Annotated in this window: 21 protein-coding genes and 4 tRNA genes; 23 read left to right on the plus strand and 2 right to left on the minus strand. The window is 45.9% G+C overall.

All coding sequences use genetic code 11. The annotated features are described in order from the left end of the window. Positions 1 to 50: 50 nt before the first annotated feature. On the minus strand, positions 51 to 623 hold the full coding sequence (locus tag BN3261_RS01960; RefSeq protein WP_015526955.1) for a xanthine phosphoribosyltransferase: 573 nt from the start codon (positions 621 to 623) through the stop codon (positions 51 to 53). A 173-nt stretch (positions 624 to 796) separates the two neighbouring features. Here BN3261_RS01960 and BN3261_RS01965 point away from each other — a divergent pair, with 173 nt between their 5' ends. The 3 genes from BN3261_RS01965 to BN3261_RS01975 all read left to right on the plus strand — a co-directional run bounded on the left by BN3261_RS01965 (position 797) and on the right by BN3261_RS01975 (position 2,338). Further along, complete coding sequence (locus BN3261_RS01965) at positions 797 to 1,024, plus strand: hypothetical protein (protein WP_015526956.1); 228 nt, start codon at positions 797 to 799, stop codon at positions 1,022 to 1,024. Positions 1,025 to 1,038: 14 nt separating this feature from the next. Next, positions 1,039 to 1,407 (plus strand): metal-sensing transcriptional repressor, encoded by a 369-nt coding sequence (locus tag BN3261_RS01970; protein ID WP_015526957.1) that lies wholly within the window; start codon positions 1,039 to 1,041, stop codon positions 1,405 to 1,407. A 94-nt stretch (positions 1,408 to 1,501) separates the two neighbouring features. Beyond that, positions 1,502 to 2,338 carry an Mrp/NBP35 family ATP-binding protein gene (locus BN3261_RS01975; protein ID WP_015526958.1) on the plus strand — a complete coding sequence of 279 codons (837 nt, stop codon included), beginning with the start codon at positions 1,502 to 1,504 and terminating at the stop codon, positions 2,336 to 2,338. Between the two features lie 167 nt (positions 2,339 to 2,505). Here BN3261_RS01975 and BN3261_RS01980 read toward each other — a convergent pair whose 3' ends face one another. Next, positions 2,506 to 3,384, minus strand: a complete 879-nt coding sequence (locus BN3261_RS01980; protein WP_021650784.1) for a LysR family transcriptional regulator — start codon at positions 3,382 to 3,384, stop codon at positions 2,506 to 2,508. Positions 3,385 to 3,538: 154 nt separating this feature from the next. On the opposite strand from BN3261_RS01980, the gene BN3261_RS01985 reads away from it, so the two are divergent. The 20 genes from BN3261_RS01985 (at position 3,539) to BN3261_RS02080 (ending at position 26,590) form a co-directional block, all read left to right on the plus strand. Further along, positions 3,539 to 7,294 carry a phosphoribosylformylglycinamidine synthase gene (locus tag BN3261_RS01985; protein WP_059085347.1) on the plus strand — a complete coding sequence of 1,252 codons (3,756 nt, stop codon included), beginning with the start codon at positions 3,539 to 3,541 and terminating at the stop codon, positions 7,292 to 7,294. 368 nt (positions 7,295 to 7,662) lie between these two features. After that, a tRNA-Val gene (locus tag BN3261_RS01990) sits at positions 7,663 to 7,735 on the plus strand. A 16-nt stretch (positions 7,736 to 7,751) separates the two neighbouring features. Further along, positions 7,752 to 7,825: transfer RNA gene (locus BN3261_RS01995), tRNA-Met, on the plus strand. A 7-nt stretch (positions 7,826 to 7,832) separates the two neighbouring features. Beyond that, positions 7,833 to 7,905, plus strand: a tRNA-Val gene (locus BN3261_RS02000). Between the two features lie 16 nt (positions 7,906 to 7,921). Next, positions 7,922 to 7,995: transfer RNA gene (locus tag BN3261_RS02005), tRNA-Met, on the plus strand. 179 nt (positions 7,996 to 8,174) lie between these two features. Further along, positions 8,175 to 9,140 carry a diacylglycerol/lipid kinase family protein gene (locus BN3261_RS02010; protein WP_059085348.1) on the plus strand — a complete coding sequence of 322 codons (966 nt, stop codon included), beginning with the start codon at positions 8,175 to 8,177 and terminating at the stop codon, positions 9,138 to 9,140. 93 nt (positions 9,141 to 9,233) lie between these two features. Next, entirely contained in the window at positions 9,234 to 11,351 is a 2,118-nt protein-coding gene (locus tag BN3261_RS02015; protein WP_021650786.1) for a glutamine synthetase III family protein, read from the plus strand. Between the two features lie 203 nt (positions 11,352 to 11,554). Beyond that, positions 11,555 to 12,472 (plus strand): AAA family ATPase, encoded by a 918-nt coding sequence (locus tag BN3261_RS02020; protein WP_059085349.1) that lies wholly within the window; start codon positions 11,555 to 11,557, stop codon positions 12,470 to 12,472. Next, positions 12,465 to 14,264: a vWA domain-containing protein gene (locus BN3261_RS02025; protein WP_199874096.1), complete on the plus strand. Its 1,800-nt coding sequence runs from the start codon at positions 12,465 to 12,467 to the stop codon at positions 14,262 to 14,264. The genes BN3261_RS02020 and BN3261_RS02025 overlap by 8 nt, the downstream gene beginning before the upstream one ends. A gap of 218 nt (positions 14,265 to 14,482) precedes the next feature. After that, on the plus strand, positions 14,483 to 16,381 hold the full coding sequence (locus BN3261_RS02030; RefSeq protein ID WP_059085350.1) for an OPT family oligopeptide transporter: 1,899 nt from the start codon (positions 14,483 to 14,485) through the stop codon (positions 16,379 to 16,381). Next, positions 16,381 to 16,755: a PqqD family protein gene (locus BN3261_RS02035; RefSeq protein WP_021650789.1), complete on the plus strand. Its 375-nt coding sequence runs from the start codon at positions 16,381 to 16,383 to the stop codon at positions 16,753 to 16,755. Before BN3261_RS02030 ends, BN3261_RS02035 begins: the two co-directional genes overlap by 1 nt. 191 nt (positions 16,756 to 16,946) lie before the next feature. Then, on the plus strand, positions 16,947 to 17,816 hold the full coding sequence (locus BN3261_RS02040) for a YitT family protein (protein WP_059085351.1): 870 nt from the start codon (positions 16,947 to 16,949) through the stop codon (positions 17,814 to 17,816). A gap of 136 nt (positions 17,817 to 17,952) precedes the next feature. Further along, positions 17,953 to 19,044: a PucR family transcriptional regulator gene (locus tag BN3261_RS02045; protein WP_015526970.1), complete on the plus strand. Its 1,092-nt coding sequence runs from the start codon at positions 17,953 to 17,955 to the stop codon at positions 19,042 to 19,044. 609 nt (positions 19,045 to 19,653) lie between these two features. Beyond that, positions 19,654 to 20,337: a cell division ATP-binding protein FtsE gene (gene ftsE / locus BN3261_RS02050; RefSeq protein WP_015526972.1), complete on the plus strand. Its 684-nt coding sequence runs from the start codon at positions 19,654 to 19,656 to the stop codon at positions 20,335 to 20,337. Then, on the plus strand, positions 20,327 to 21,232 hold the full coding sequence (ftsX, locus tag BN3261_RS02055) for a permease-like cell division protein FtsX (RefSeq protein WP_015526973.1): 906 nt from the start codon (positions 20,327 to 20,329) through the stop codon (positions 21,230 to 21,232). The genes ftsE and ftsX overlap by 11 nt, the downstream gene beginning before the upstream one ends. A gap of 172 nt (positions 21,233 to 21,404) precedes the next feature. Further along, positions 21,405 to 22,592: a S41 family peptidase gene (locus BN3261_RS02060; RefSeq protein WP_059085352.1), complete on the plus strand. Its 1,188-nt coding sequence runs from the start codon at positions 21,405 to 21,407 to the stop codon at positions 22,590 to 22,592. Positions 22,593 to 22,613: 21 nt separating this feature from the next. Beyond that, entirely contained in the window at positions 22,614 to 23,537 is a 924-nt protein-coding gene (locus BN3261_RS02065; RefSeq protein ID WP_059085353.1) for an AEC family transporter, read from the plus strand. Positions 23,538 to 23,897: 360 nt separating this feature from the next. Continuing rightward, on the plus strand, positions 23,898 to 24,545 hold the full coding sequence (locus BN3261_RS02070) for an L-rhamnose mutarotase (RefSeq protein WP_015526977.1): 648 nt from the start codon (positions 23,898 to 23,900) through the stop codon (positions 24,543 to 24,545). A gap of 324 nt (positions 24,546 to 24,869) precedes the next feature. Beyond that, positions 24,870 to 25,568 (plus strand): phosphatase PAP2 family protein, encoded by a 699-nt coding sequence (locus BN3261_RS02075; protein ID WP_044961052.1) that lies wholly within the window; start codon positions 24,870 to 24,872, stop codon positions 25,566 to 25,568. Beyond that, on the plus strand, positions 25,568 to 26,590 hold the full coding sequence (locus BN3261_RS02080) for a lysylphosphatidylglycerol synthase transmembrane domain-containing protein (protein ID WP_022426551.1): 1,023 nt from the start codon (positions 25,568 to 25,570) through the stop codon (positions 26,588 to 26,590). The genes BN3261_RS02075 and BN3261_RS02080 overlap by 1 nt, the downstream gene beginning before the upstream one ends. The last annotated feature ends 25 nt before the right edge of the window (positions 26,591 to 26,615 follow it).

Raw genomic sequence — 26,615 nt, forward strand, 5'->3', positions numbered from 1 at the left:
TCCCGGAAACAATGTATATAAGTTTCCAGGAGTATTTTTTATGATAAATCTTATTCACGGAAAGTAAGTTTGCCATCAGCAATGGAATCAATGATAGCAAGAGATTCCAGATGGATACCCATGTCACGGATGGTCTGTCCGCCGGACTGGAAGCCTTTTTCGATAACGATTCCGGCTCCTTCAAGAGTTGCGCCGGATTTCTTAACGATGTCGATCAGACCGAGAAGTGCACAGCCATTGGCAAGAAAATCATCGATCAGGAGTACGTGATCTTCCGGTCCGAGAAATTTCTTGGAAAGGATCACATCGTAAACTTTCTTGTGGGTGAAAGACTCTACCTTGGTGGTGTACATCTCGCCGTCAAGGTTCACACTCTGTGCTTTCTTGGCAAATACAACCGGTACATGGAAATACTGTGCCGCAATACAGGCAATACCGATACCGGAAGCCTCGATGGTAAGGATTTTGGTGATTGGACAGTGGTCAAAACGTTTCTTGAATTCTTTGCCGACCTCGTTGATCAGGTCAATATCCATCTGATGATTCAGGAAGCTGTCCACTTTTAAAATATTTCCTTCTTTTACTACGCCGTCTGTCAGAATTCTGTCTTTTAAAAGCTGCATGAAATTTATCTCCTTTGATTTATCACATTAATATATGTTTACTGCCCACGGACAGAGCAGTAATATTTTTAATATGTATCATACGACAATATTTGCGTGAGTGCAATTATTTTTGACAAAAAAACATAAAATTATTATAATGGATAGGATGACTAAGAAAGGAACAGGCACAGATGAAAGAGTACGAAGTAATCTGGGAAATTTTTAACAAATGTCCGAGAAATCAGATGCGTGATGTATTTGTGGAAGAAGTGGAGATTGCAGATCCGGAAGCGTATGTGAAACAGAAATTTCAGGGGAAGGATGTCTCCTACGAGAAGACAGTACTGGAAGACGGAACCATCATTTTTGACATTCAGACATCTATGATCCGGCAGCGCTGTTCTTTCACGGAGATCTGAAGGAGGAAATACACATGAAAGAAACACATGTGCACGTTCTCGAGGATGGAACCGTTCTTGAACATACCCACGGGGAACAGGAACATGTGCATACTCACGATGGCACACATCCTCATCATCACAGCCACGCACAGACCAAGGCCGTACTCAACAGACTTTCCAGGGCCATCGGGCATATGGAATCCATTAAGCGTATGGTGGAGGAAGGACGTGACTGCAGCGAAGTGCTGATCCAGCTGTCAGCCGTAAAATCTGCGATCAATAATACAGGCAAGATCATACTGCAGGATCATATAGAACACTGCATCGTGGATGCAGTGGAGCATGGAGACAGGGATGCTATCAAGGAACTGGAAAAAGCGATCGACAGATTTATGAAGTAAGGTAAGGAGTTCATGAGAGATCGTGAATGAGAAAAATACACGGACAGAGAGCCAGTTCTGTCTGTGTAAATACAAAGAATGAGAGGAATCTATTATGGCAAAAGAGTGTAGCAATACATCCTGCAACAAATCAAGCTGTGAAGGCTGCGGACAGAAACAGCCCCAGAGCCTCATGGCAGAACCAAACGTTTTTTCTGACGTAAAACATGTGATCGGAGTTGTCAGCGGAAAGGGAGGCGTGGGTAAATCCTTCGTAACAGGCTCCCTGGCAAACCTGATGGCTTCCAAGGGATATAAAGTGGGCATTATGGATGCTGATATCACCGGTCCGTCCATCCCGAAGATGTATGGCATCAAGGGCAATGCACAGGGCAGTGACAATGGGATCTATCCGATGCCAACTGCAAACGGAATCGAGGTTATGTCTGTAAACCTTCTTCTCCCGGATGAGGAGACACCGGTGATCTGGAGAGGTCCGGTCCTTGCAAATATGGTAAAACAGTTCTGGAGTGATGTGATCTGGGGTGAATTGGATTATCTCTTTGTAGATATGCCGCCAGGAACCGGAGATGTTCCGCTGACAGTATTCCAGTCCCTGCCGATCGAGGGTGTCGTGATCGTTACTTCTCCGCAGGATCTGGTCCGCATGATCGTCAAGAAGGCCTATAACATGGCTGATATGATGAAGGTTCCGGTCCTTGGAATCGTGGAGAACTATAGCTATGTGAAATGTCCGGACTGCGGAAAAGAGATCAAGGTCTTTGGCGAGAGTCATATCGATGAGATCGCTGCAGAACTGAAGGTTCCGGTCCTGGGCAAGATGCCGATTGACGTGAAGCTTGCAGAGCTTGCAGACAGCGGCCTGTTCAGTAAGATCGAGAATGAGTATATCACTGCGGCAGCAGACGTGATGCCGAAGGCTGAAGCGTAAGTAATAAGAATAATATCTGACCGATATCAATAACAGAAAAGACCACCGGAATTGAGTACATAAGGATCGTAATAACCTTATGGCAGATTCCGGTGGCTTTTTTACTGAATCAGGGAAGTATCCTGCTTCGATCGCGAAAAGCAGTAAGCGGCAGGAACTTGATCGTATCAGATCTGGGAAAAATATTTAAGAAAGCACTGGGCAGCCTGGGAAAGCTGCAGTGCTTCATGATGAGCGATCACGGCACTTCTTGCGGGCAGAGGTGTTTTCAGATGGACAGGTTCCAGACCCGGACGGTTGCGGAGCATATAATCCGGGATACAGGCAATACCAAGTCCGATCTCTGCAAGATCGATCAGCAGATCGTTGCTGTTCAGTTCAACCTCAGGCAACAGCTTCAGTCCCTGGGCTGCAAACACCTGATGAAGATATTCGCTGGTGGTACTCTTTGGAGCGAGCATCAGGATGGGATAATCCAGAAGATTTTCCATGGAAAGAGGCGATTTGCCCATGGTGAAATAGTCCGGATTTGCCACGAAGATATCCCGGAATTCCAGCACAGTCTGAAGCTTGGTGTGGGCTGAAAGCCGGGAATTCGGGTAGTTGGTGACGATCAGCTCAGCCTGGCCGTTTTCCAGAAGCTCCGCACATCCGATGGAGGTACTGTTGATGATCTTGATCCGTACCTCCGGATGATCCTTGTGGAAACGGCGGAGATAGGGGATGAGAAAATAGCGGCACAGAGTATCGCTGGCACCGATCCGCAGCTGACCGGTAAGATTTCCTTCTCCGGAAAGGACAGCCTCTCCTTCGTTTAGCATGGAAAGTGCCGGCTTTACATGCTGGAGGAGAAGTTCTCCCTCCGGAGTCAGGATGACCCGTTTGGTACTGCGCACAAACAGAGTATGGCCCAGCTTTTTTTCAAGGTTTTTGACGGCCTGGCTTACTGCAGACTGTGAGATAAAAAGCTGTCTGGAAGCCTCCGAAAAGCTCAGCGTCGTGGCCACGTAATAAAACACTTTGTAAAGTTCAAGATTGATATCCATATGTGAAAAATCCTCCGCTTATAAATGATATAAGATATATTAATTTTACTAATGATATTTCCTATGATACTATATTTTCAGCAGAAAAGAAAGACTGAAATGCTTTCTGCACGTTTACCATCCTTATTATCGGATATAGAGAAAGGAGCCTTCTATGAGCAACGTAAGACGTGTGTATGTAGAAAAGAAACCTGCCTTTGCAGTAAAAGCAAAGGAACTGAAACATGAGATCAAACATTATCTTGGTATCAGCACTGTGACAGCAGTCCGTGAGCTGATCCGTTATGACGTGGAGAATATCTCCGATGAAGTATTTGAGAAAGCCTGCAAGACCGTATTTGCAGAGCCGCCGGTAGATGATCTGTATCTTGAAAAATTTGATGTGGCAGAGGGCGCACGTGTATTTTCCGTAGAATTCCTTCCCGGACAGTTTGACCAGAGAGCCGATTCTGCAGTGCAGTGTGTACAGTTCCTGGATGAGAATGCAGCACCGATCATCCGTTCAGCAACTACTTATGTAATCGAAGGAACCGTTACAGATGCAGAGTTTGAGGCGATCAAACATCACTGCATCAACCCTGTGGATTCCCGTGAGACAGGTCTTGAGAAGCCGGAAACACTGGTAACAGTATTCCCGGATCCTGAGGATGTGAAGATTTTTGACGGATTCAAGGATATGGCTGAGGCTGATCTGAAGGAGCTGTACTCTTCTCTGAACCTCGCCATGACATTTAAGGACTTCCAGCATATCCAGAATTATTTCAGAAATGAAGAGAAACGCGATCCTTCCATGACAGAGATCCGTGTTCTGGATACCTATTGGTCTGATCATTGCCGTCATACTACTTTCTCCACAGAGCTTACCAGCGTGAAGTTTGACGAAGGTGATTATAAGACTCCTATTGAAAAAACATACAAAGAATATCTGGATGCCCATAAGGATATGTACAAGGGCCGTGATGATAAGTTTGTCTGCCTGATGGATCTTGCACTTATGGCAATGAAGAAACTGAAAGCAGAAGGCAAGCTTGCAGACCAGGAAGAGTCTGATGAGATCAATGCCTGCAGTATCGTGGTACCGGTGGACGTGGACGGGAAAGAAGAAGAGTGGCTGATCAACTTCAAGAACGAGACACACAACCATCCGACGGAGATCGAGCCTTTTGGTGGTGCGGCAACCTGCCTTGGCGGAGCCATCCGTGATCCGCTTTCCGGACGTACCTATGTATATCAGGCAATGCGTGTGACAGGTGCAGCAGATCCTACCGTATCCGTAAAGGAAACTCTGAAGGGTAAACTTCCGCAGAAGAAGCTTGTCCGCAGCGCAGCCCACGGCTACAGTTCCTACGGAAACCAGATCGGTCTTGCAACCGGTGCTGTAAAAGAAATCTATCATCCGGACTACGTTGCAAAACGTATGGAGATCGGTGCGGTTATGGGTGCGGCTCCGAGACGTGCGGTCATCCGTGAAAATTCCGACCCTGGAGATATCATCATCCTTCTTGGCGGACGTACCGGTCGTGATGGTATCGGCGGTGCTACCGGTTCTTCCAAGGTCCACACAGAGGCTTCCATCGAGGTCTGCGGCGCAGAGGTGCAGAAAGGTAACGCGCCTACCGAGCGTAAGATCCAGAGAATGTTCCGCAGAGAGGAAGTCAGCCATATCATCAAGAAATGTAACGACTTTGGCGCAGGCGGTGTTTCCGTTGCCATCGGCGAGCTGGCACCGGGACTTCAGATCGACCTCGACAAGGTTCCGAAAAAATACGCAGGTCTTGACGGCACTGAGATCGCCATCTCTGAGTCTCAGGAGCGTATGGCTGTTGTAGTTGACCCGAAAGATGTGGATACTTTCCTGAAATTTGCAAATGAAGAGAATCTCGAGGCAATTCCGGTTGCAGTTGTAACGGAGGAGCCACGCCTTGTCCTTAACTGGAGAGGAAAAGAGATCGTAAATATCTCCCGTGCATTCCTGGATACCAACGGTGCACATCAGGAGACCTCCGTTGAGGTTGAGATCCCGTCAAAGGACGGAAATCTTTTCGAGGAACGTCCGGATGTAACAGATGTAAAGAAAAAATGGATGGATACTCTTGCTGACCTGAATGTATGCTCACAGAAGGGTCTTGTGGAGATGTTTGACGGCTCCATCGGCGCAGGCAGTGTATTTATGCCTCACGGTGGCAAATATCAGCTGACAGAGACACAGTCCATGGTTGCAAAGGTTCCGGTACAGAACGGAAAAACAGAGACTGTTACCATGATGAGCTACGGCTTTGATCCATACCTTTCCTCATGGAGTCCGTATCATGGAGCTGCCTACGCAGTAACCGAGTCTGTTGCCAAGATCGTTGCAACCGGTGGTGACTATAAGAAGATCCGTTTCACCTTCCAGGAATACTTCCGTCGTATGACAGAAGATCCTAAGAGATGGAGCCAGCCGTTCTCCGCACTGCTTGGTGCTTATGCGGCACAGATCGGATTCGGCCTTCCTTCCATCGGCGGTAAGGACAGTATGTCCGGAACCTTCAATGACATTGATGTTCCTCCGACACTGGTGTCCTTCGCGGTGGATGTTGCAAAGGTAAAAGATGTGATCACACCGGAGCTCAAAAAAGCAGGAAGCAAGCTGGTATGGCTCCGTGCACCGAAGGATTCCTATGATCTTCCGGATTATCAGGCTCTTATGGAGCAGTATGATAAATTACACCAGGATATCCAGGCAGGCCGTGTGATCTCCGCATATGCACTTGACCGTCATGGAATCGCTGCTGCAGTCAGCAAGATGGCCTTTGGTAACGGCATGGGTGTAAAGATCGAGCATAACCTTGATCCAAGAGATTTCTTTGCTCCGGCATTCGGCGATATCATCTGTGAGGTTCCGGATGGAAAAGTCGGTGAGCTTGCCATTACCTATACTGTGATCGGTGAGGTTACGGATAATGCGAAGTTCACCTACGGTGATACAGAGATCACTCTGAAAGAGGCGCTTTCCACATGGGAAGGAACTCTGGAGAATGTATTTAAAACAGCAGCAGGAACCGAGGACGTCAAGGCAGATGACGGTTCCCTTTACAAAGCAGACAGCATCTATGTATGCAAACATAAGGTTGCAAAACCGCGTGTATTTATTCCGGTATTCCCTGGAACAAACTGCGAGTATGACAGCACCCGTGCATTTGAGAGAGCAGGCGCCGAGGTAGACGTAAAGGTATTCAAGAACCTTACAGCAGAAGATATCCATGATTCTGTAGAGCTCTTTGAGAAAGCCATCGATCAGGCACAGATGATCATGTTCCCGGGCGGCTTCTCAGCCGGAGATGAGCCGGACGGATCCGCGAAATTCTTTGCTACCGCGTTCCAGAACGAGAAGATCAAGGAGGCAGTTATGAAGCTCCTCAATGAGCGTGACGGTCTTGCTCTTGGTATCTGCAACGGATTCCAGGCACTGATCAAACTGGGACTGGTACCGTACGGTGAGATCTGCGGACAGAAAGAGGATTCTCCGACACTGACCTACAACACCATCGGACGCCACGTATCCAAGATGGTTTACACCAAGGTTGTCAGCAACAAGTCTCCATGGCTTCAGAAAGCACAGCTTGGCGGCGTATACTGTAATCCGGCTTCTCATGGTGAGGGACGTTTTGTCGCAAACGATGAGTGGCTGAAGAAACTCAAGGAAAACGGACAGATCGCAACGGAATATGTACCGGTAGATGAGACCGGATATGAGGGTGAGTTTAATGTAAACGGCTCTTATATGAACATCGAGGGAATCACAAGCCCGGATGGACGTGTTCTCGGAAAGATGGCACACAGTGAGCGTCGTGACGCAGGCGTTGCTGTCAATATCTACGGAGAGCAGGATATCAAGATTTTCGAATCTGGTGTTGAGTACTTCAGATAATACCAGGGGGAAAAGGTCAAAAAGTCGTTCGTGCTTGCACGATAAGACTTTTGAACTTGGACCCCGCCAAACATGAGGAAGTAGCAATTTACGTAGTAAATTAGCGGATTCCGAATGTTTGAGGATTGCGTGAGCTGCGTGCAGCGGAGCAATCCGGGAGTATCAGGTTATGGGCAATACTTTGCCCATAACATCCTTACAGTGGCAGGGGATTTCAGACCTCCCTGCCACTGTAAAAATACAAAAAAGCATATATTTTTTAAAAAATTAAAAAAAGTGAAAAAAACTGTTGACACAAGTCACAAACCATTATATAATAGCAAAGCGAGTTGCGGAACGGAAGAGTTCCTAAGACGAACAACTGTTATGGGATCTTAGCTCAGCTGGGAGAGCATCTGCCTTACAAGCAGAGGGTCATAGGTTCGAGCCCTATAGGTCCCATGTTACAAAAAGATATGGCGAGATAGCTCAGTTGGCTAGAGCACACGGTTCATACCCGTGGTGTCGAGGGTTCGAATCCCCCTCTCGCTATTTATATGGGATCTTAGCTCAGCTGGGAGAGCATCTGCCTTACAAGCAGAGGGTCATAGGTTCGAGCCCTATAGGTCCCATGTTACAAAAGAATATGGCGAGATAGCTCAGTTGGCTAGAGCACACGGTTCATACCCGTGGTGTCGAGGGTTCGAATCCCCCTCTCGCTATTTAACAAAAGGTCTGAAGATTCAATTTTATTGGGTTTTCGGACTTTTTTTGTTATAAAATTCCGGCTGCCTGTGGTAAGACCATATGTGAAAAGTTAAGATTGACATTTTACATCGTTTTTTTTATCATAGTAAAAGAATAGACATAACGAATCATTTCGGGAAATGAGGATTGTATAATGAAAAAAAGAATGCTTTTTGTTTTCAACCCCAAAGCAGGAAAAGGAAGAATCAAGATGCATCTGCTGGACATTGTGGATATCTTTAATAAAGGTGGGTACGAAGTGATCATCCGTGCCACGCAGGGACCGAAGGATGCTTATGAACAGGTGAAGGAATATGCAGATCAGGTAGATCTGATCGCCTGCAGTGGAGGTGACGGTACACTGGATGAGGTGGTTACCGGAATCGTGGAAGTGGGCAGCCAGACACCGATCGGGTATATCCCTGCAGGAAGCACCAATGATTTTGCCAACAGTCTGTTTATGCCGAAGAGTATGACTGCAGCTGCCTCCATGATCATGGAGGAGCAGATCTATCACTGTGACATCGGTAAATTTAATAACCAGACATTTGCCTATGTGGCTGCGTTTGGACTGTTTACCAATGTTTCCTATGAGACAGACCAGGATCTGAAAAATATCCTGGGACATGTTGCCTATGTGCTGGAAGGGATGAAGCAGCTTTTTGAGGTGAAATCCTATCATCTGAAGGTAACCTCCGATGAGCTGACTGTGGAGAATGATTTTATCTACGGTATGATCAGCAATTCCAGATCTGTAGGCGGATTTAAGAATCTTACCGGAAAAAACGTGGATATGAATGACGGACTGTTTGAGGTGACACTGATCACCAATCCGAAGAATCCGCTGGAGCTTCAGGAGATCATGACTGCGCTTCTTACTGCAGAGGATAATACAGATCTGATCTATTCTTTTAAGTCTGCGCATGTTGTGATAGAGTCAGAGGAGGCTGTTCCGTGGACGCTGGATGGAGAGTTCGGTGGAGATCAGACCCGTGTGGAAATCGATAATCTTCATGAGGCCATGAACCTTTATCTTACCAGCAGTAAGAAACAGAAAAAAAGCCGGCTGAACCAGAAAATGCAGGAGATCAAGGAGATTACCCAGAAGAGCGAAGAATGATCCGAGTATCCGAAGACAAGGTGATCATACAGAGGTGAAAATGTCTTTCCTCATAAGAAAGACTGGATATACAGGAACGAAAAGGAGGAAGAAATGGGAGATTATATCAACGTAAAGGAAATCTTTGGCTGCGATGTATTTAACGATTCTGTTATGCAGGACCGTTTGCCGAAGAAGGTATACCGCGAACTGAAAAAGACAATAGAAGAGGGTAAGGAGCTGTCCATGGAGATCGCTGATGTGGTTGCACATGAGATGAAGGAATGGGCTATTGAGAAAGGTGCTACTCATTATTGTCACTGGTTTCAGCCGCTGACAGGTGTTACTGCCGAGAAACATGACGCATTTGTCACAGCGCCAAGAGAGGACGGAAAGGTACTCTTAAGCTTTTCTGGCAAGGAGCTGATCAAGGGTGAGCCGGATGCATCCTCATTTCCATCCGGAGGACTTCGTGCAACATTCGAGGCAAGAGGCTATACAACATGGGATTGCACATCACCTGCCTTTGTACGTCATGACGCAGCCGGCGGGATCTTATGTATCCCCACAGCATTCTGCTCCTACACAGGAGAGGCGCTTGACCAGAAAACACCGCTTCTTCGTTCCATGGAAGCGGTCAATACACAGGCGCTTCGACTTCTTCGCCTTTTCGGAAATACAACATCAAAAAAAGTAACTCCTTCCGTTGGAGCTGAGCAGGAGTATTTCCTGGTTGATAAGGAGAAATGGCTCCAGAGAAAAGATCTGATCTATACAGGAAGAACTCTTTTCGGTGCTATGCCGCCGAAGGGACAGGAGATGGATGACCACTATTTCGGAACCATCCGTCAGAGAATCTCCGCATACATGAAGGAAGTCAACGAGGAGTGCTGGAAGCTGGGCGTAACAGCAAAGACACAGCACAATGAGGTTGCACCTGCACAGCATGAGTTGGCACCGATCTACGCACCGGTAAATATTGCAGCAGATCACAACCAGATCATGATGCGTATCCTCAAAAAAGTTGCAAGTCGCCATGGTATGCGCTGCCTGCTTCATGAGAAACCGTTTGCAGGAGTTAACGGTTCCGGTAAGCACAACAACTGGTCCCTGACAACGGATGACGGGATCAACCTTCTTGAGCCGGGAAAAACTCCTCATGAGAATATCCAGTTCCTTCTTGTTCTCACCTGTATCCTGAAAGCCGTTGATGAGCATGCAGATCTTCTGAGAGAGTCTGCAGCAGACGTTGGAAACGATGAACGTCTCGGAGGAAACGAGGCACCGCCGGCAGTTATCTCCGTATTCCTTGGCGAGCAGCTTCAGGATGTTCTGGAGCAGCTGATCAGCACAGGTACCGCCACACACAGTAAGACCGGCGAGATCCTGGATACCGGTGTTAAGACACTTCCGGATTTCATGAAGGATGCTACAGACCGAAACAGAACATCACCGTTTGCGTTCACAGGAAACAAATTTGAGTTCCGTATGGTTGGTTCCCGTGATTCCATTTCCGAGTGCAACGTAGTTCTGAACACGATTGCAGCAGAAGTATTCCGCGATGCATGCGACCGTCTGGAAGCAGCAGACGATTTTGATACTGCAGTACATGACCTGATCAAGGAGTATGCGATCCAGCATCAGCGTATTGTATTCAACGGAAACGGATATGCACCGGAGTGGGAGGCAGAGGCAAAGAGACGTGGACTTCCGATCCTTCCGTCCATGGTAGATGCCATTCCTGCGCTGACTACAGATAAGGCTGTGAAGCTTTTTGAATCCTTTAATGTATTTACAAGAGCAGAGCTTGAGTCCAGAGCAGAGATCCAGTATGAAGGCTATGCAAAGGCTATCAACATTGAGGCCAAGACCATGGTGGATGTAGCTACTAAGCAGATCATCCCGGCAGTGATCCGTTATACAACGGTTCTTGCAGAGTCCATCAATTCTGTGAAGGCAGTGAGCGCAGCGCTTGATGTCAGTGTACAGACAAGTCTTCTGGAAAAAACCTCCGCACTTCTTGCTGAGACCAAGACAGCTATGGATAAGCTTTCCGGACTGATCGCTGAGTCGGAATCCCATGAAGAGGGACGTGACCGTGCTGTATTCTTCAGAGAGAGCGTGGTACCGGCAATGCAGGCTTTAAGAAAACCTGTAGACGAGCTTGAGATGATCGTAGATAAAGATATGTGGCCGATGCCATCCTACGGTGATCTGATCTTTGAGGTATGATCGGTTAAATAAAATCAGGAAATAAGAGATGTTCCCTGGGTGCAGCGGCATCTTTGAAATCAAATGACGGGACAGATGTAAGATCTGTCCCGTTTTTTACCTGGCGGAGAAAAAATCTGTAAGCGGTTATCCGTCATAGGATCATATAATAACTGCGGATGAGGATATCTGCGGCATTCAATCAGATTCAGGAGTAAGTATATATGATAGAATTAGAATTTTTAAAAGAACAGAACGTTTCCGAAAGCCTGATCCACGGCATCGAGGAGTTTCGGAAAAATTATGGCGTTGACGAGGGGGCTGCAGCCAGAGTTACCAGACCGTCCATACCGTTCTACGGAAAAGAAATCCTGGAAATGGCCATTGCAGGACTTCTGGAAGGAGAAAATCTTCTTCTTGCAGGCCCAAAGGCTACGGGTAAAAATATCCTGGCAGAAAATCTGGCATATGCTTTTGGCCGTCCGGTTTATAATGTATCTTTCCATGTCAATACAAACAGCGGAGATCTGATCGGAACGGATACCTTTGTAAACAATGAAGTCTGCCTCCGAAAGGGCAGCATCTATCAGTGTGCCGAGTATGGCGGCTTCGGTATTCTGGATGAGATCAATATGGCAAAGAACGATGCGGTCTCTGTCCTTCATGCAACTCTGGACTATCGCCGCTCCATTGATGTTCCGGGCTATGACCGGATCGACCTTCATCCTGCGGCACGTTTTATCGGAACCATGAACTACGGATATGCAGGAACAAAGGAGCTGAACGAAGCTCTGGTTTCCCGTTTCCTGGTGATCGATATGCCAGCACAGACAGAAGAAACCCTGGGATTTATTTTCCGCAAAATGTTCCCGGAGGCAAAGGAAAAGGCAGTGGAACAGTTTATCGGTGTATTTATGGATCTTCAGAAGAAATCTGTAAACAGTGAGATCTCCACAAAAGCGCTGGATCTTCGAGGACTTCTGGCTGCCATGAAGATTGTTCGTGCAGGACTTTCTCCCCTGGCAGCAGTGCAGATGGGAGTGGTGAACAAAACCTTCGATATTTTTGAAAAGGAGATCGTGGACGATGTAGTCCGTACAAGGATCCCGGAAGAGTGGACAAAGGACGATGTCTATGCATAAAGATCTGACAGAAGAACTTTCTATAGAAGATTACAAGATGGAGCTGGAAAACCGGATCCGTAATCTCCTCTGGATGGTAAGCGGTGACTATACACTGGATGTGAAGCCGGATGTATCGCTGTTTCTCCGCTCAAAAGAGATCGCTCTTTACGATGGAATCAAACAGGGGGCTTTTGCCAGATATTTTGACAAAAATCTGCTTGGCCTTTATCTTGTAAAAAAAATCTATCTGGATGCCTCTGAGACGGAGCTGACCGGGCTGACACAGCTCTGTATCGAAGCGGCAGTGGGAGAGCGGATCTGTGAAGAGCGCCCCGGGGTTCGCCGCATGAGAAAAAAAGCTCTGGAAGATATCCTGGATCAGGAATATGAAACCCTGCCTTTCTACGATAAGCTGTTAGACAGGCTGAAAATTGCAGTATTCCGTGATGTACTTACAGGAAGCGTACAGCCTCTGGAGAAAAAACTGTCTGCATTCCGGGATCAGATCTATGCCTGCGCAGAAAGCAGAGACACCATGGAACTGATTCGGATCATCGACAGCCTCTATAATGCGGTCATCGATCCGGACTTTGAGAAGAAAAACGGTTCCCTTGAACGGGTAATGGCGGTGACGCTGGAAGAATTGACGGAATTTGGATGGGAAGACTATCTTAATGAAGAGATGTATGAGGAAGCTCTGGAAAATTACGTGGAAAAGCTCACAGACCGGATGACAGATATTGAAGATTCCTCACTGACACAGGATATGGAAGAAAAACGTAAGGTGAAAAACAAGATCACGGTGATTTCAGAGGAAGCTCTTCAGAAAGCTCATACCTATGTGGAACTGAATTTTGGAAAAACCTATCTCACACCTGCGGAAGAAAAAAGAATGAACCATCTTATGTGCCGGGGAATACACGGAGACTGCAGCCTGTATTTTACAGAAGGAATCCTGAAAAATCCGGTTCGTGATAATTATCAGTACCAGTATGCAAAGCGTCTGCGTAATAAGAACATATGGGTCTATCATGACAAGCACAGAATTGCAAAACGAAATATTGCCATATTGACTGAACTCCTGAAAAAAGCACTGGTGATCCGAAGTGAAAATCAGGAAGTCCTATCAGACCGGGGAACTATCGTTCCTTCCAGGCTGTGGCGTATAGGCAGAAGCGGTGAGGCAAATCTTTTCAAGAGGATTCTTCGTGGAGACAATACGGATTTTGTGGTGGATATACTGATCGATGCCAGTGGTTCACAGATGAGTCGACAGGGAGATGTGGCACTGCAGGCTTATATGATCAGCTATGCCCTGAGCAATGTGGACATCCCTCATCGGGTTATGAGCTACTGCACATTCTGGGATCATACGATCCTGCACAGGTTCCGGGAATATGATGATCCGGTTTCGGCGGATGAGGATATTTTCAATTATGTGACTTCCTCCAATAATCGGGACGGGCTTGCCATAAAAGCAGTGGGATACAGTCTTTTGCAGAGGGAAGAGGAAAAAAAGATCCTGATCATCTTAAGTGACGGACGCCCCTACGATGTGATCATAAACCGCCCCAATGCAAAAAATCCGGCCCCTTATCAGGGAAAATATGCCATTTCAGATACTGCAACAGAGGTGCGGCGTCTTCGGAGCCAGGGCGTCAGTGTTCTGGGGGTATTTGCAGGCGAAGAGAAGGATCTTCCGGCGGAAAAGAAGATTTTTGGAAAGGATTTTGCCTATATCCGGGATATCGGAAATTTCTCGAAGATCGTAGGGCGATATCTGACAAAACAGCTGGAAACGGACAACTGAAAAAAAAAAGTATTTTATTTTAAATGTATAATATTCAATTGTAAGGAATAAGGTCACTATGTTAGCATAAAAGCTGCATAGTGACCAATTATTTGCTTATAATTATACAGAAAATTGTAAATAATATATAATATCTCAGATATAATTTCTTGCAAAATACTGCGAAATTTGCTATACTATATAACGTTACTAATTTACTAGATAAAGGGAGAGGAAATATGAACAAAAACACAGAGTTCAAACCTTACATTCCTGCGGAGAAAATCACTCCGGAGCTCACAGTTACATCTGTGATCATGGGATGTATTCTTGCTGTCATCTTCGGCGCAGCCAATGCTTACCTTGGTCTTCGTGTTGGTATGACAGTATCTGCCTCCATTCCGGCGGCAGTTATCTCCATGGGTGTTATCCGCGTGATTCTTCGCAGAAACTCCATTCTGGAGAGCAATATGGTCCAGACTATCGGTTCAGCCGGTGAGTCTCTTGCAGCAGGTGCTATCTTCACCATGCCTGCACTGTTCCTCTGGGCAGAGGAAGGACTTACAAGCAAACCAGGCATCGTTGAGATCACTCTGATCGCACTTTGCGGTGGTATCCTTGGTGTACTTTTCATGGTACCCCTTCGTAATGCCCTCATTGTTAAAGAGCATGCAACTCTTCTCTATCCGGAAGGAACTGCCTGCGCAGACGTTCTTCTTGCCGGTGAGGAAGGCGGAGCAAATGCTTCCACAGTATTCTCCGGTATGGGACTTGCTGCCATCTTCAAATTTGTTGTTGATGGACTGAAGCTTCTTCCGGCAGATGTTTCTGCAGCATTTAAATCCTTCAAGGGTGAGATCGGTATGGAGGTTTATCCGGCACTTCTCGGTGTTGGTTATATCGTAGGACCGAAGATCGCATCCTACATGTTTACCGGTTCTCTTATCGGCTGGATGGTCATCATTCCGCTGATCTGCCTGTTCGGACCTGATACATGGATGTATCCGGCAGCAGAGGGAACGACCATTGCCCAGCTTTACGCAAACGGCGGAGCATCAGCGATCTGGTCTACTTATGTTAAATATATCGGCGCAGGTGCTATCGCAACAGGCGGTATCATTTCCCTGATCAAATCCCTGCCGCTGATCGTTACAACCTTCCGTGACTCCATGAAGAGTATGAAGGGAAGCAAGAACACAAGCACAGAGAGAACCGCACAGGATCTTCCGATGCAGTTCATCCTTCTCGGTGTTATAGCAATGGTATTTATCATCTGGATCGTTCCGGCAATCCCGGTAACTCTTCTTGGTGCAGTTATCATCGTAGTTTTTGGATTCTTCTTTGCAACAGTATCTTCCCGTATGGTAGGTCTTGTAGGAAGCTCCAACAACCCGGTTTCCGGTATGGCTATCGCTACTCTTCTGATTGCTACATTTGCGATCAAGAGCTCCGGTAAAACAGGTATCGATGGAATGACAGCAGCGATCGCTGTTGGTTCTGTTATCTGTATCATCGCAGCGATCGCCGGTGATACCTCTCAGGACCTTAAGACAGGATACCTTCTTGGTGCTACACCTAAGAAGCAGCAGATGGGCGAGATGCTCGGTGTTGTTGTTTCCGGTCTTGCTATCGGCGGTGTTCTGTATCTTCTGGATGCAGCATGGGGCTACGGTACAGCAGAGATCCCTGCTCCGCAGGCTCAGCTTATGAAGATGATCGTTGAGGGAATCATGGGCGGAAACCTTCCATGGGGACTTGTATTTGTAGGTGTATTCCTTGCAATCTGCCTTGAGATCCTCCGTATCCCGGTAATGCCTTTCGCAATCGGTCTTTACCTTCCAATCTACTTGAACGCAACTATCATGATCGGTGGTATCGTTCGTGGATTACTTGACAGCAGAAAAGGTGTTGACGAAAAAACCAAGACAGCTCAGTCCACAGATGGTACCCTGTACTGTGCTGGTATGATCGCCGGCGAGGGTCTTGTTGGAATTCTTCTTGCGATCTTTGCAGTTGTCGGTATCAGCCTTGATATGTCCGGCGTTGTAAACCTTGGAAATATCGGCGGCGTTGTGCTGATGATCATCATGATCCTGTCACTGCTTAAATTCTCTATCTGGAGAAAGAAGAAAGCCTGATGAGAAAAAACAAAAAGGATAAGAAACAGGATATCAACTATCTTGATCTGATCCCGGAAACAAACCAGTCGATCCGGTGGCACCGGGACCTGAAGCAGCGGATCATTCTTGAGATAGAGAATAAGGGTATGTTCAATACCATCGCGCAGAAGGTTTTTGGCAAGCCAAGGTTTTCCAAGGTTCATCTTGATGAAATGGGAACTTTTATCTGGCCTGAGATCGATGGAGCCAAAACCGTGCAGGAGCTTGCCCTGCTGGTGAAAGAGCATTTCGGAGATAAGGCAGAACCGCTTTATCCGAGAATCGTAAAATACTTTCAGATAATGGAAAGCTATGAATTTGTTCATTTTATAAATAAAAAGACAGAAAAATAGCATGGAGAACGGGAACGGACGCAGAATAGTGTACGGTCCCGTTCTTTTTATGACACGTCAGTGCGGGAAACTGATGCAGTTGTCATATGATACTATAGCATTTCTGGGATTTTCACAGCGGAATAGAAATATTGAGGACATTTCAAGACAGAAATTCCGGGAATTGCTGTAAAAAATGAAAGGAGCACTTTATGAGTCTTGTGAAAAAAAAGGACTGGTATCTGGATTATCTTCTGATCATAGTAGGAACCGGGCTGATGGCACTTGCCATCAATTCCGTTTTTGATGCAACCGGGCTGGTGACAGGCGGCTTTTCCGGTATAGCGATCCTGGTGAAGCACTGGACCGGTGAGATCATAGATGGCGGGGTTCCGCTGTGGCTTACCAATATCACGCTGAACATTCCGTTGTTTTTTCTGGGATGGCGGATCAAAGGCTTTTCCTTTGTAAAAAAAGCGCTGGTCGGTGAGATCTCCCTCTCAACCTGGCTTGCCATTCAGCCGGTGTGGAATATTGCGGGGGATGATCTTCTTCTGGCTGCTGTATACGGCGGTGTGATCCTGGGAATCGGCATTGGAATGGTTTTCCTTGGACAGGGAACCACAGGCGGAACGGATATGATGGCAGCACTGATCCAGAAGTATATGCGTCATTATTCCATCGCACAGATCATGCAGTTTATTGATGGGCTTATTGTGATCGTAGGAATGTATGTGTTCGGTATCCAGCGGGCCCTGTATGCCATCATTGCGGTTTATCTGGTAACAAAAGTATCCGACAGTCTGATCGAAGGTCTGAAGTTTTCCAAACAGACATTTATCATCACGGAGAAGCCGGATGAGGTTGCCAGAGTCATTATGGAAGACCTGGATCGCGGAGCGACAGGGATCTGTGGCAAGGGGATGTATTCCGGTCAGGAGAAGACGATCATCTTCTGTGTGGTAAACAAAAAGGAAATTGTGAAGCTGAAAGAGCTGGTAGATGATATTGATCCCAACGCTTTTGTGATCGTTTCCGATGCAAGAGAAGTTCATGGAGAAGGTTTTATAGAGAAAAATTAGGCGGATTTCAACAAAAATTTGTAAATTTTTTCAGTTTTACTCTTTCATTTTTGGTGATTTTGTATTAAAATAGCCATAGATAGAGAGGGAAAGACAGAAGATAAGCATACACATAAGTGAGAAGGGATTGAACGGAATGATATCGAATCAGGTGTTACAGAATACGCTCGAGGGACTTAAAGAAATATCAAGGACGGAATTTTGTGTCATTGACACAGACGGCAAGGTACTTGCGTCTACCTTTTCTGATTTTGAGATCCAGCCGGCAGATATCCAGGCTTTTGTAGAATCCCAGGCGGACAGCCAGCTTGTCAAGGGATTTCAGTACTTTAAGGTCTGTGATGATTATCAGTTGGAATATGTCCTGGTAGCCCACGGAGATGATGAGGATACTTATATGGTAGGCAAGCTTGCAGCCTTCCAGATCCAGAATCTGATCGTTGCGTACAAGGAGCGTTTTGACAAAGACAGCTTTATCAAGAATCTTCTTCTTGATAATCTTCTTCTGGTGGATATTTACAACAGAGCGAAGAAGCTTCATATTGAAGCAGATGTCCGTCGTGTAGTTATGATCCTGGAACTGAACCAGGAGAAAGATCACAGCTCTGTAGAGAGCGTGAAAAGCCTTTTTGGCGGAAAGAGCAGAGATTTTATCACTGCTGTTGATGAGAAGAGCATCATTATAGTCAAGGAACTGGAAGAGGGAGAGGGCTATCCGGAGATGGATAAGCTGGCTCATACGATTATGGATACTCTGGATCTGAATAAAGATGGTGAGGATGTCCACATGGCATACGGTACCATTGTCAATGAGTTGAAAGAAGTTTCACGTTCCTACAAGGAAGCGCGTATGGCCCTTGATGTAGGCAAGATCTTCTTCGGAGACAGGGAAGTTATCGCATATAGCTCACTTGGAATCGGACGCCTGATCTATCAGCTGCCTATTCCTCTGTGTAAGATGTTTATCCGCGAGATCTTTGACAACAAATCTCCGGACGATTTCGATGAGGAGACACTTGTCACCATCGATAAATTCTTTGAGAACAGTCTGAACGTATCGGAAACTTCACGTCAGCTGTATATCCACAGAAATACGCTGGTATATCGTCTGGATAAACTCCAGAAGAGTACAGGTCTTGATTTGAGAGTGTTTGAGGATGCCATTACATTTAAGATCGCGCTGATGGTTGTTCGATATATGAAATATATGGAGACATTAGAGTACTAATAGCATTCGGAATGCAGGATGATAGTTTGATATATTAAGGCAACATATTAGAACTTTTAAACTGCCGCTTATTCCTTCCCGGAATAGGTGGCAGTTTTTGTATGAGCGTTTTTCATCATGGAATATTGTTGTAAATGTCCCTCCTGTTTGGAAGCATTCACGAAGTGTGTTACTGAGAACGGAGTGAGCAGTAACGAATTCACATGAACTTCACAGATAACATCCATGACTCTATTGTAATTTTGGTATTTTTACGTTAAAATAAATAATTTGAAGAGGGCTGTTGCTTACTGTTCACTGGTAATATTCCGCGGAGCGCATTAATGAGAATGGAGTGAACAGGTTACTGTTCACTGGTAATGTCCCGCGAGGTGTTTTTTGTGAGCGAAGGTCACAGAAAACCCGAGACATATCGCGCGAATTTATGCGATCAGCATAAATTCTGTGCATCGCGAAGCGTGTTACTGAGAACGGAGTGAACAGTAACGTGAACAGTAACAGTTGTAGGGCCCGGGAAATTTATTCTTGCATTTAAACAGAAAATATATTACAATAATGTTACAAAAAAATTAAGAAAATTATGCTTTTATAATATAGAGGAGGATATATATGATCGATCTTGTAGATGTGAGCAAATCTTACGGCCCGGGTCTTCCGGCTGTGAATCATGCGAACTTACATGTTGATAAAGGGGAATTCGTATTTGTAGTAGGAAGCAGTGGCTCCGGTAAATCCACACTGATCAAGCTGCTGATGAAAGAACTGGATTCTACCAGTGGAACGATCACAGTCAGCGGGGAACGTCTGGAGAAGATGAAACACAGACGCGTTGCCAAGTATCGCAGAAAGCTTGGGGTAGTATTTCAGGATTTCCGTCTTTTAAAAGACCGTAATGTATATGAGAATGTAGCATTTGCGCAGCGTGTCATAGGAAGACCTACCCGTGTGATACGCAAACGTGTGCCGGAGGTTCTCCAGGAGGTAGGACTTGCAGGAAAGTATAAGGCATACCCGGATGAGCTTTCCGGTGGTGAGCAGCAGAGAGTTGCTCTTGCCAGAGCACTGGTAAACCGCCCGGACATCCTTCTGGCAGATGAGCCGACCGGAAACCTGGATCCGAAAACCTCTGAAGAGATCATGGCTCTGATGGAGCAGATCAATGACAGAGGAACCACAGTTCTGGTAGTTACCCACAATAAGGACATCGTCAATGCCATGCGCAAGCGAGTAGTCACCATGCACAACGGCAAGATCATCAGCGATGAGAAAGAGGGAGGATATCATGAGGCCTAGTACGATCTGGTATACCCTGAAGCAGGGCTTTAAGAATATAAAAAGAAACTGGATGTTTTCCCTGGCATGTATCATCACGATGGCAGCCTGCATTTTTCTGGTAGGTATTTTCTATTCCATCGTGAACAACGTCGGTAATATTGCCCATAAGGTGGAAGAAGAAGTACCGATCACAGTATTCTTTGATGAGGGCACTTCAGAGGAAGAAATCCAGGCGATCGGCGATGCTATTCAGTCCAGGCCGGAAGTGGCCAGGATGGATTATCAGTCCGCAGATCAGGCATGGGAAGAATACAAACAGAAATATTTTGGAGATGAAGATGCGGCAGATGGATTTAAAGATGATAACCCTCTTGCCAATTCATCCAATTATCAGGTATATCTTAATGATATTACCAAGCAGACAGAACTGGTGAATTATATCCAGGGACTGGAACATGTCCGGAAGGTAAATCAGTCTGAACAGGCCTCCAGGACACTGGGTTCCATCAACAAGCTGGTTTCTTATGTGTCGATTGCCGTGATCGCAATCCTTTTGATCATTTCCATATTCCTGATCAGCAATACAGTATCTATGGGTATTTCTGTCCGCAAGGAAGAAATCGGAATTATGAAATACATAGGAGCTACAGATGCTTTTGTACGACTGCCATTCCTTCTGGAAGGTATGATCCTCGGTGTGATCGGTGCGGCGATACCGCTGATCTGCCTGTTTTTCCTGTATAATTCCGCTGTAGAGTTTATTCTGACAAAATTCAATGTATTGACAGGAATCGTGGATTTCATTCCAATCTGGCAGATTTATGAGGGTCTGGTTCCCATGGGACTTGGACTTGGTGTGGGAATCGGTCTTTTGGGAAGCTTTTTCACAACAAGAAAACATCTCAGAGTATAACCAAATAGCAGAGAATCTTATGTATCCGCATGATGTGTGATCATAAGATATACAGCGGCTGTCGGAATATCGGCAGCCGTTTTCGGTATATAAAAACCGAACGGCGCACAGAGGAGTACAGAAAATCTGTGATCTTATCGGCTTTACCGGCTGTGCAGAAGAAAGGAAAAATATGAAAAATAAAGAATTCAAAAAAGGTATAGCCATTGGAGTGGCAGCAACGCTGGTTGTGACAGGCGCGGTTTTTACCAGCTATCAGAAAGTACTGTTTCCGAAAGGCAATGCGCTTTCCGATGTGAAAACGGTTCAGAAGCTGAATTACCTGGAAGAACTGATCGATGAAGAATATCTGGATGAAAAAGACGAAAGCAGCCTGCGTGAGGGGCTTTATGCTGGCATGCTTGCCGGCCTGAGGGATCCGTACTCCACCTATTACACAGCAGAACAGTATAAAGAGCTGAATACTTCCAATGAAGGCTCCTACGTAGGGATTGGTGCCGTTCTTCAGAAGGATGACACCGGAGGGGCAAAGATCATACAGCTTTATGAGGGTGGCCCTGGAGAACAGGCGGGACTGAAAAAGGGAGATGTGATCAAGGCAGTAGATGGAGCTGATGTTACAGACAAAGAAACTTCCGATATTGCTTCCATGGTCCGTGACAGTGAGAAAGATTCCGTAATGCTGACCATACAGCGGGAAAACGAAGAGAAAACCCGGGATGTCAAAGTGGAGATCCGGGATGTGGAGATTCAGACCGTTTCCCATGAGATGCTTTCCGGAGACACCGGCTATATCCGGATCTCCGAATTTTCTGAGGTGACCAGCGATCAGTATAAAAAAGCATTTGCAGATCTGAAGGATCAGGGAATGAAGAAGCTGGTTGTGGATCTCCGTGATAATCCGGGAGGCCTTCTTACTGCAGTCTGCGGCGTACTCCGCCAAATACTTCCGGAAGGACTGATCGTCTATACAGAGGACAAAAACGGAAAAAGGGAAGAGGAAACCTGCGACGGAAAAAATGAACTGGACATGCCGCTGGCTGTTCTGGTAAACGGAAACAGTGCCAGTGCATCGGAGATCTTTGCGGGGGCGGTAAAGGACTACGGGATTGGAACGATTGTAGGAACAACTACCTATGGGAAGGGCGTGGTGCAGACCATCCAGCCTCTTACCGATGGCAGTGCGGTAAAGATCACCATCGCAAAATATTTTACGCCAAAGGGCAATGATATCAACAAAAAAGGAATCACTCCGGATGTGGAAGCAGAGCTTTCCGGAGACATCACAGACTGGACAGAACTTACACATAAAGAAGACACGCAGCTTCAGACAGCCCTGAAAGAGATCGGACAGAGCTGACGCGTTCGGAGGGGAGAAAAAATGATAACTTTACAATTATTGCAGCAGATCATCGTATTTTTTCTGATGATGTCCTGTGGATTTACAGTGGTAAAATGCGGACTTATCGATGCAAAAAGCAGCAGGACACTTTCAGTCATCTGTATCTACATCATCATGCCCTGCGTAATGATCAATGCTTTTCAGATCGAATATTCCAGAAGCATCCGGAATGGCTTCCTTCTGGCAGTGGCAGCGGCCATCCTGATCCATATTTTTCTTCTGGTATTTGTACAGATCATCGGCAAGCCACTGAAATTAAGTGTGGTAGAAAAAGAATCCATCATCTATTCCAATTCCGGAAATCTGGTGATCCCTCTTGTAACGGTAGTCCTTGGTGAAAAATGGGTGATCTATGCCAGTGCTTTCCTGAGTGTGCAGATGATCCTGATGTGGACCCACGGACAGTCACTGATGGAGGCGAAGGCCGGCATCAACTGGAAAAAAATCCTCTGCAACATCAATTTGATCGCTATTATCCTTGGAATCGTTCTGTTCTTCACGCAGATCAGATTGCCGGTGATTCTTGGAAACACCATGAGCCAGATTTCAGCCACCCTGGGACCTGTATGTATGATCATGCTTGGAATGACCATGACGGAGGTAAAATGGAAAGATATTTTCAGCCATTCCAGGATCTATCTGATCACGATCTTGAAAATGGTGGTGACTCCGCTGCTCATACTGTTGTTTTTGAAGTATCTGCCCTTGGCTTCAATGGTAAAGGATGGAAAAACCATTCTGCTTATCAGTCTGATGGCAGTGATCACACCGTCGGCAACAACGGTTGTACAGCTGGCACAGCTCTACGATCAGGACCCGGTCTATGCCAGCACCATCAATGTAATGACAACGCTGGTAAGTATCATAACCATGCCACTGATGGTCATGTTGTATCTTGCCTGAGCATCTCAGGGAATCGTTACGGATAACTTTGTGTCAGGCAACACGCTTTGCGGAATATTATCTGGTTACTGTTCACTGGTAATATTCCGCGAGGTGTTTTTTGTGAGCGAAGGTCACAGAAAACCCGAGACATACCGCGCGGATTTATGCGATTAGCATAAATCCTGTGCATTGCGAAGCGTGTTGCTGAGAACGGAGTGAACAGTAACATTACCTGTGAACAGTGATCGGAAATCCTGCCCTCATAATTGTAAAAACAAAATAAAAGTGATAGAATCAAATCATATGAGGGCAGAAGAACTATATCTGCTCATAGTGAAAAACATAGCACAGGATCATCAAAACAGGAGGATAGCATAAATGGAACGACATGCTTTTGCAATGAAAGTAAAAGAAGGAAAAATGAATGATTACCGTAAGACCTTAGGCGAGATCTGGCCGGAGCTTACTGCATATCTTGACCGTAACGGCATCCATAATTTCAGCATCTGGAATGCGGCAGACCTGATCTTCGGATATTACGAAAATGCAGACGGAGAGGTGATCTCTCCGGAAGAGGAGAAAGTAAAGGCAGCATTGACTGAAAAGATCGGAGATACCTTTACCTGGATCTCTACTCCTGGAAAAGACATGCGCCTGATGTATCATAATTTTGGTGTTGTGAGAGAAAACAAAGAGCTGATCCGCCACAGAATGTTCATGACAAAATTAAAAGACGGCTGTGAGGAAGAATATAAAGCCCGTCATGACGGACTTGTGGCGCAGAGAGGCGAAACAATAGATCCGGGCCCGGACAGCAACTTCAGCATCTGGAGTGCAGGCGGATATATTTTTGGATATGATGAGATCGACACAACCATGGAAGTGGAAGAAACACCGGAAGCAAGAGAGGCAACCATCGCATGGGAGACACGCCAGCTCGGGATCATGGACTGGATCACCAACGATGTGGACTGGATGACAAAAGAAGTACATCCATCCAGTGTACGTCTTGCATGGCATAATTAAAAAATGGGAAAATAAAAAGGAAGGAGGCCGGGGCTTTGTTTGGAGGTAGCCCCGGCAGTATGAAAAAGAAAAAAGTGTTATCAAAGGTAGTACCCTTTGCACATCTAATAATATACTCATATTTTGTGGTCATTCTGTGACGTCATTCTGAAAAAAGTATGAACAAAAAAGAAAAAATAACTGAACTCAAATCTTAACAATTCTTAAACTTTCCATATTTAGTTGAAACCATACGCCCCGACTGTTATACTGTGACTAGCAGATGTTAGCAGGAGAAGAATATGTTTTATTCCTGATATCAATAAAATAATGAGGCGTGAATTTATGAAACGTTTTTGGAAATATGTAACAGGGATCGTACCTGCGTACGGGCTTTTTCCCCTTGTTTTTTCATTTGTATTTAACTGTCTTGTATATTCCGGTTCAAGGGCGATCGCAGGCGGTTGGTATCATCACAATATAGAAAGTAATCTTGATCTGCGGCTCCCATTTGTGCCGCAGTTTTTGATTATCTATTTTGGCTGTTATGTATTCTGGGCAGTGAATTATATCCTTGCGGCAAGGCAGGAGCGGGAACAGGTTTACCGTTTTTTTACTGCGGATATTATATCCCGTTGTGTGTGTCTGATCATATTTCTGGCATATCCCACTACCAATACAAGACCGGTGATCGAAGGAAACGGAATCTGGGATCTGCTGGCCGGCTGGCTGTATTCCATTGATGCGGCAGATAACCTGTTTCCATCTATCCATTGTCTGGTAAGCTGGTTCTGTTTTCTGGGGATCAAGGATCAGAAAAGAATTCCGACATGGTATAAGGGGGTATCGTTTACACTGGCTGTGCTGGTTTTTCTGTCTACCATTTTTACCAAGCAGCATGTACTTGTGGATGTGGCAGGTGGTGTGATCCTGGCTCAGGTATGCTTTATTCTGGGACAGAAAACAAAACTCTGGCATATTTATGAACGGTTTGGAACTAAAATTGAAAAGAAGATCAACAGCTATACAGAAGGTGTCAAGTGATGAAGAGCAGAAAAAAAATCATATTTAACGGAGTGTTCCTGGCAGTAGTTTTTGCCCTGACTATCTACGGCGTTTTTCATGGAGAAGACCTGTCTTCCATGATGGATGCCATACATAGGGCAGATAAACGGTGGCTGCTTCCGGGAATTGCACTGGTAGCATTTTTTATCTGGGGGGAATCCATCATTATCTGGTATATGATGCGTTCCAGCGGGATTCATCTGAAAAAAAGAACCTGCTTTCTGTTTTCGTCTGTAGGATTCTTTTTCAGCTGTATCACACCATCCGCCAGCGGCGGACAGCCCATGCAGATCTACTATATGAAAAAAGAGAAGATTTCCATTCCGGTGTCAACGGTGATCCTGATGATCGTGACGATTACCTATAAGCTGGTGCTTGTGGTGATCGGTATTGGGATCGCAATTTTCGGAAGAGGATTTCTTCACAAATATCTGGAAGGAATCCTGCCGGTGTTTTATCTGGGGCTGATGCTGAATATCTTCTGTGTCACTTTTATGACCATTCTGGTATTTCATCCGCTTTTGGCAAAAGCGATCCTGATGAAGGGCATGAAGCTTTTGGAACGGTTTCATCTGATGAGGAAAAAAGAGGGACGGCTGAAAAAACTGGAAGCTTCCATGGATACTTACCGAAATACTGCGGCATATCTGAAGAATAATCCGCTGGTGATCGTTAAAGTAATAGAGATCACTTTTATCCAGCGTATGGCACTGTTTGCAGTAACCTGGTTCGTATATCAGGCTTTTGGACTCCATGGAACCGGTTTCTGGGATATCCTTTTTCTCCAGGCAGTGATATCGGTATCTGTGGATATGCTGCCGCTTCCGGGAGGAATGGGGATCAGTGAGACTTTGTTTCTTACCATTTTCAGTCCGGTATTCGGTGGCCTGCTGCTTCCGGGAATGGTGCTTAGCAGAGGGCTGGGATATTACGGAGAGCTGCTGATCAGTGCGGTGTTTACTGCGGTGGCTCAGCTCACTATCGGAAAAAAGGAATCCTGAAAAGATTTGATCGAATGCAGATCGC

The organism is Blautia massiliensis (ex Durand et al. 2017) (assembly GCF_001487165.1).
Taxonomy (GTDB): domain Bacteria; phylum Bacillota; class Clostridia; order Lachnospirales; family Lachnospiraceae; genus Blautia_A; species Blautia_A fusiformis.

Excerpts from the sequence above, each read along its gene's own strand:
- BN3261_RS01960 (WP_015526955.1), bottom strand. The coding sequence starts at position 623 with ATGCAGCTTTTAAAAGACAGAATTCTGACAGACGGCGTAGTAAAAGAA.
- BN3261_RS01965 (WP_015526956.1), top strand. The coding sequence starts at position 797 with ATGAAAGAGTACGAAGTAATCTGGGAAATTTTTAACAAATGTCCGAGA.
- BN3261_RS01970 (WP_015526957.1), top strand. The coding sequence starts at position 1,039 with ATGAAAGAAACACATGTGCACGTTCTCGAGGATGGAACCGTTCTTGAA.
- BN3261_RS01975 (WP_015526958.1), top strand. The coding sequence starts at position 1,502 with ATGGCAAAAGAGTGTAGCAATACATCCTGCAACAAATCAAGCTGTGAA.
- BN3261_RS01980 (WP_021650784.1), bottom strand. The coding sequence starts at position 3,384 with ATGGATATCAATCTTGAACTTTACAAAGTGTTTTATTACGTGGCCACG.
- BN3261_RS01985 (WP_059085347.1), top strand. The coding sequence starts at position 3,539 with ATGAGCAACGTAAGACGTGTGTATGTAGAAAAGAAACCTGCCTTTGCA.
- BN3261_RS02010 (WP_059085348.1), top strand. The coding sequence starts at position 8,175 with ATGAAAAAAAGAATGCTTTTTGTTTTCAACCCCAAAGCAGGAAAAGGA.
- BN3261_RS02015 (WP_021650786.1), top strand. The coding sequence starts at position 9,234 with ATGGGAGATTATATCAACGTAAAGGAAATCTTTGGCTGCGATGTATTT.
- BN3261_RS02020 (WP_059085349.1), top strand. The coding sequence starts at position 11,555 with ATGATAGAATTAGAATTTTTAAAAGAACAGAACGTTTCCGAAAGCCTG.
- BN3261_RS02025 (WP_199874096.1), top strand. The coding sequence starts at position 12,465 with ATGCATAAAGATCTGACAGAAGAACTTTCTATAGAAGATTACAAGATG.
- BN3261_RS02030 (WP_059085350.1), top strand. The coding sequence starts at position 14,483 with ATGAACAAAAACACAGAGTTCAAACCTTACATTCCTGCGGAGAAAATC.
- BN3261_RS02035 (WP_021650789.1), top strand. The coding sequence starts at position 16,381 with ATGAGAAAAAACAAAAAGGATAAGAAACAGGATATCAACTATCTTGAT.
- BN3261_RS02040 (WP_059085351.1), top strand. The coding sequence starts at position 16,947 with ATGAGTCTTGTGAAAAAAAAGGACTGGTATCTGGATTATCTTCTGATC.
- BN3261_RS02045 (WP_015526970.1), top strand. The coding sequence starts at position 17,953 with ATGATATCGAATCAGGTGTTACAGAATACGCTCGAGGGACTTAAAGAA.
- ftsE (WP_015526972.1), top strand. The coding sequence starts at position 19,654 with ATGATCGATCTTGTAGATGTGAGCAAATCTTACGGCCCGGGTCTTCCG.
- ftsX (WP_015526973.1), top strand. The coding sequence starts at position 20,327 with ATGAGGCCTAGTACGATCTGGTATACCCTGAAGCAGGGCTTTAAGAAT.
- BN3261_RS02060 (WP_059085352.1), top strand. The coding sequence starts at position 21,405 with ATGAAAAATAAAGAATTCAAAAAAGGTATAGCCATTGGAGTGGCAGCA.
- BN3261_RS02065 (WP_059085353.1), top strand. The coding sequence starts at position 22,614 with ATGATAACTTTACAATTATTGCAGCAGATCATCGTATTTTTTCTGATG.
- BN3261_RS02070 (WP_015526977.1), top strand. The coding sequence starts at position 23,898 with ATGGAACGACATGCTTTTGCAATGAAAGTAAAAGAAGGAAAAATGAAT.
- BN3261_RS02075 (WP_044961052.1), top strand. The coding sequence starts at position 24,870 with ATGAAACGTTTTTGGAAATATGTAACAGGGATCGTACCTGCGTACGGG.
- BN3261_RS02080 (WP_022426551.1), top strand. The coding sequence starts at position 25,568 with ATGAAGAGCAGAAAAAAAATCATATTTAACGGAGTGTTCCTGGCAGTA.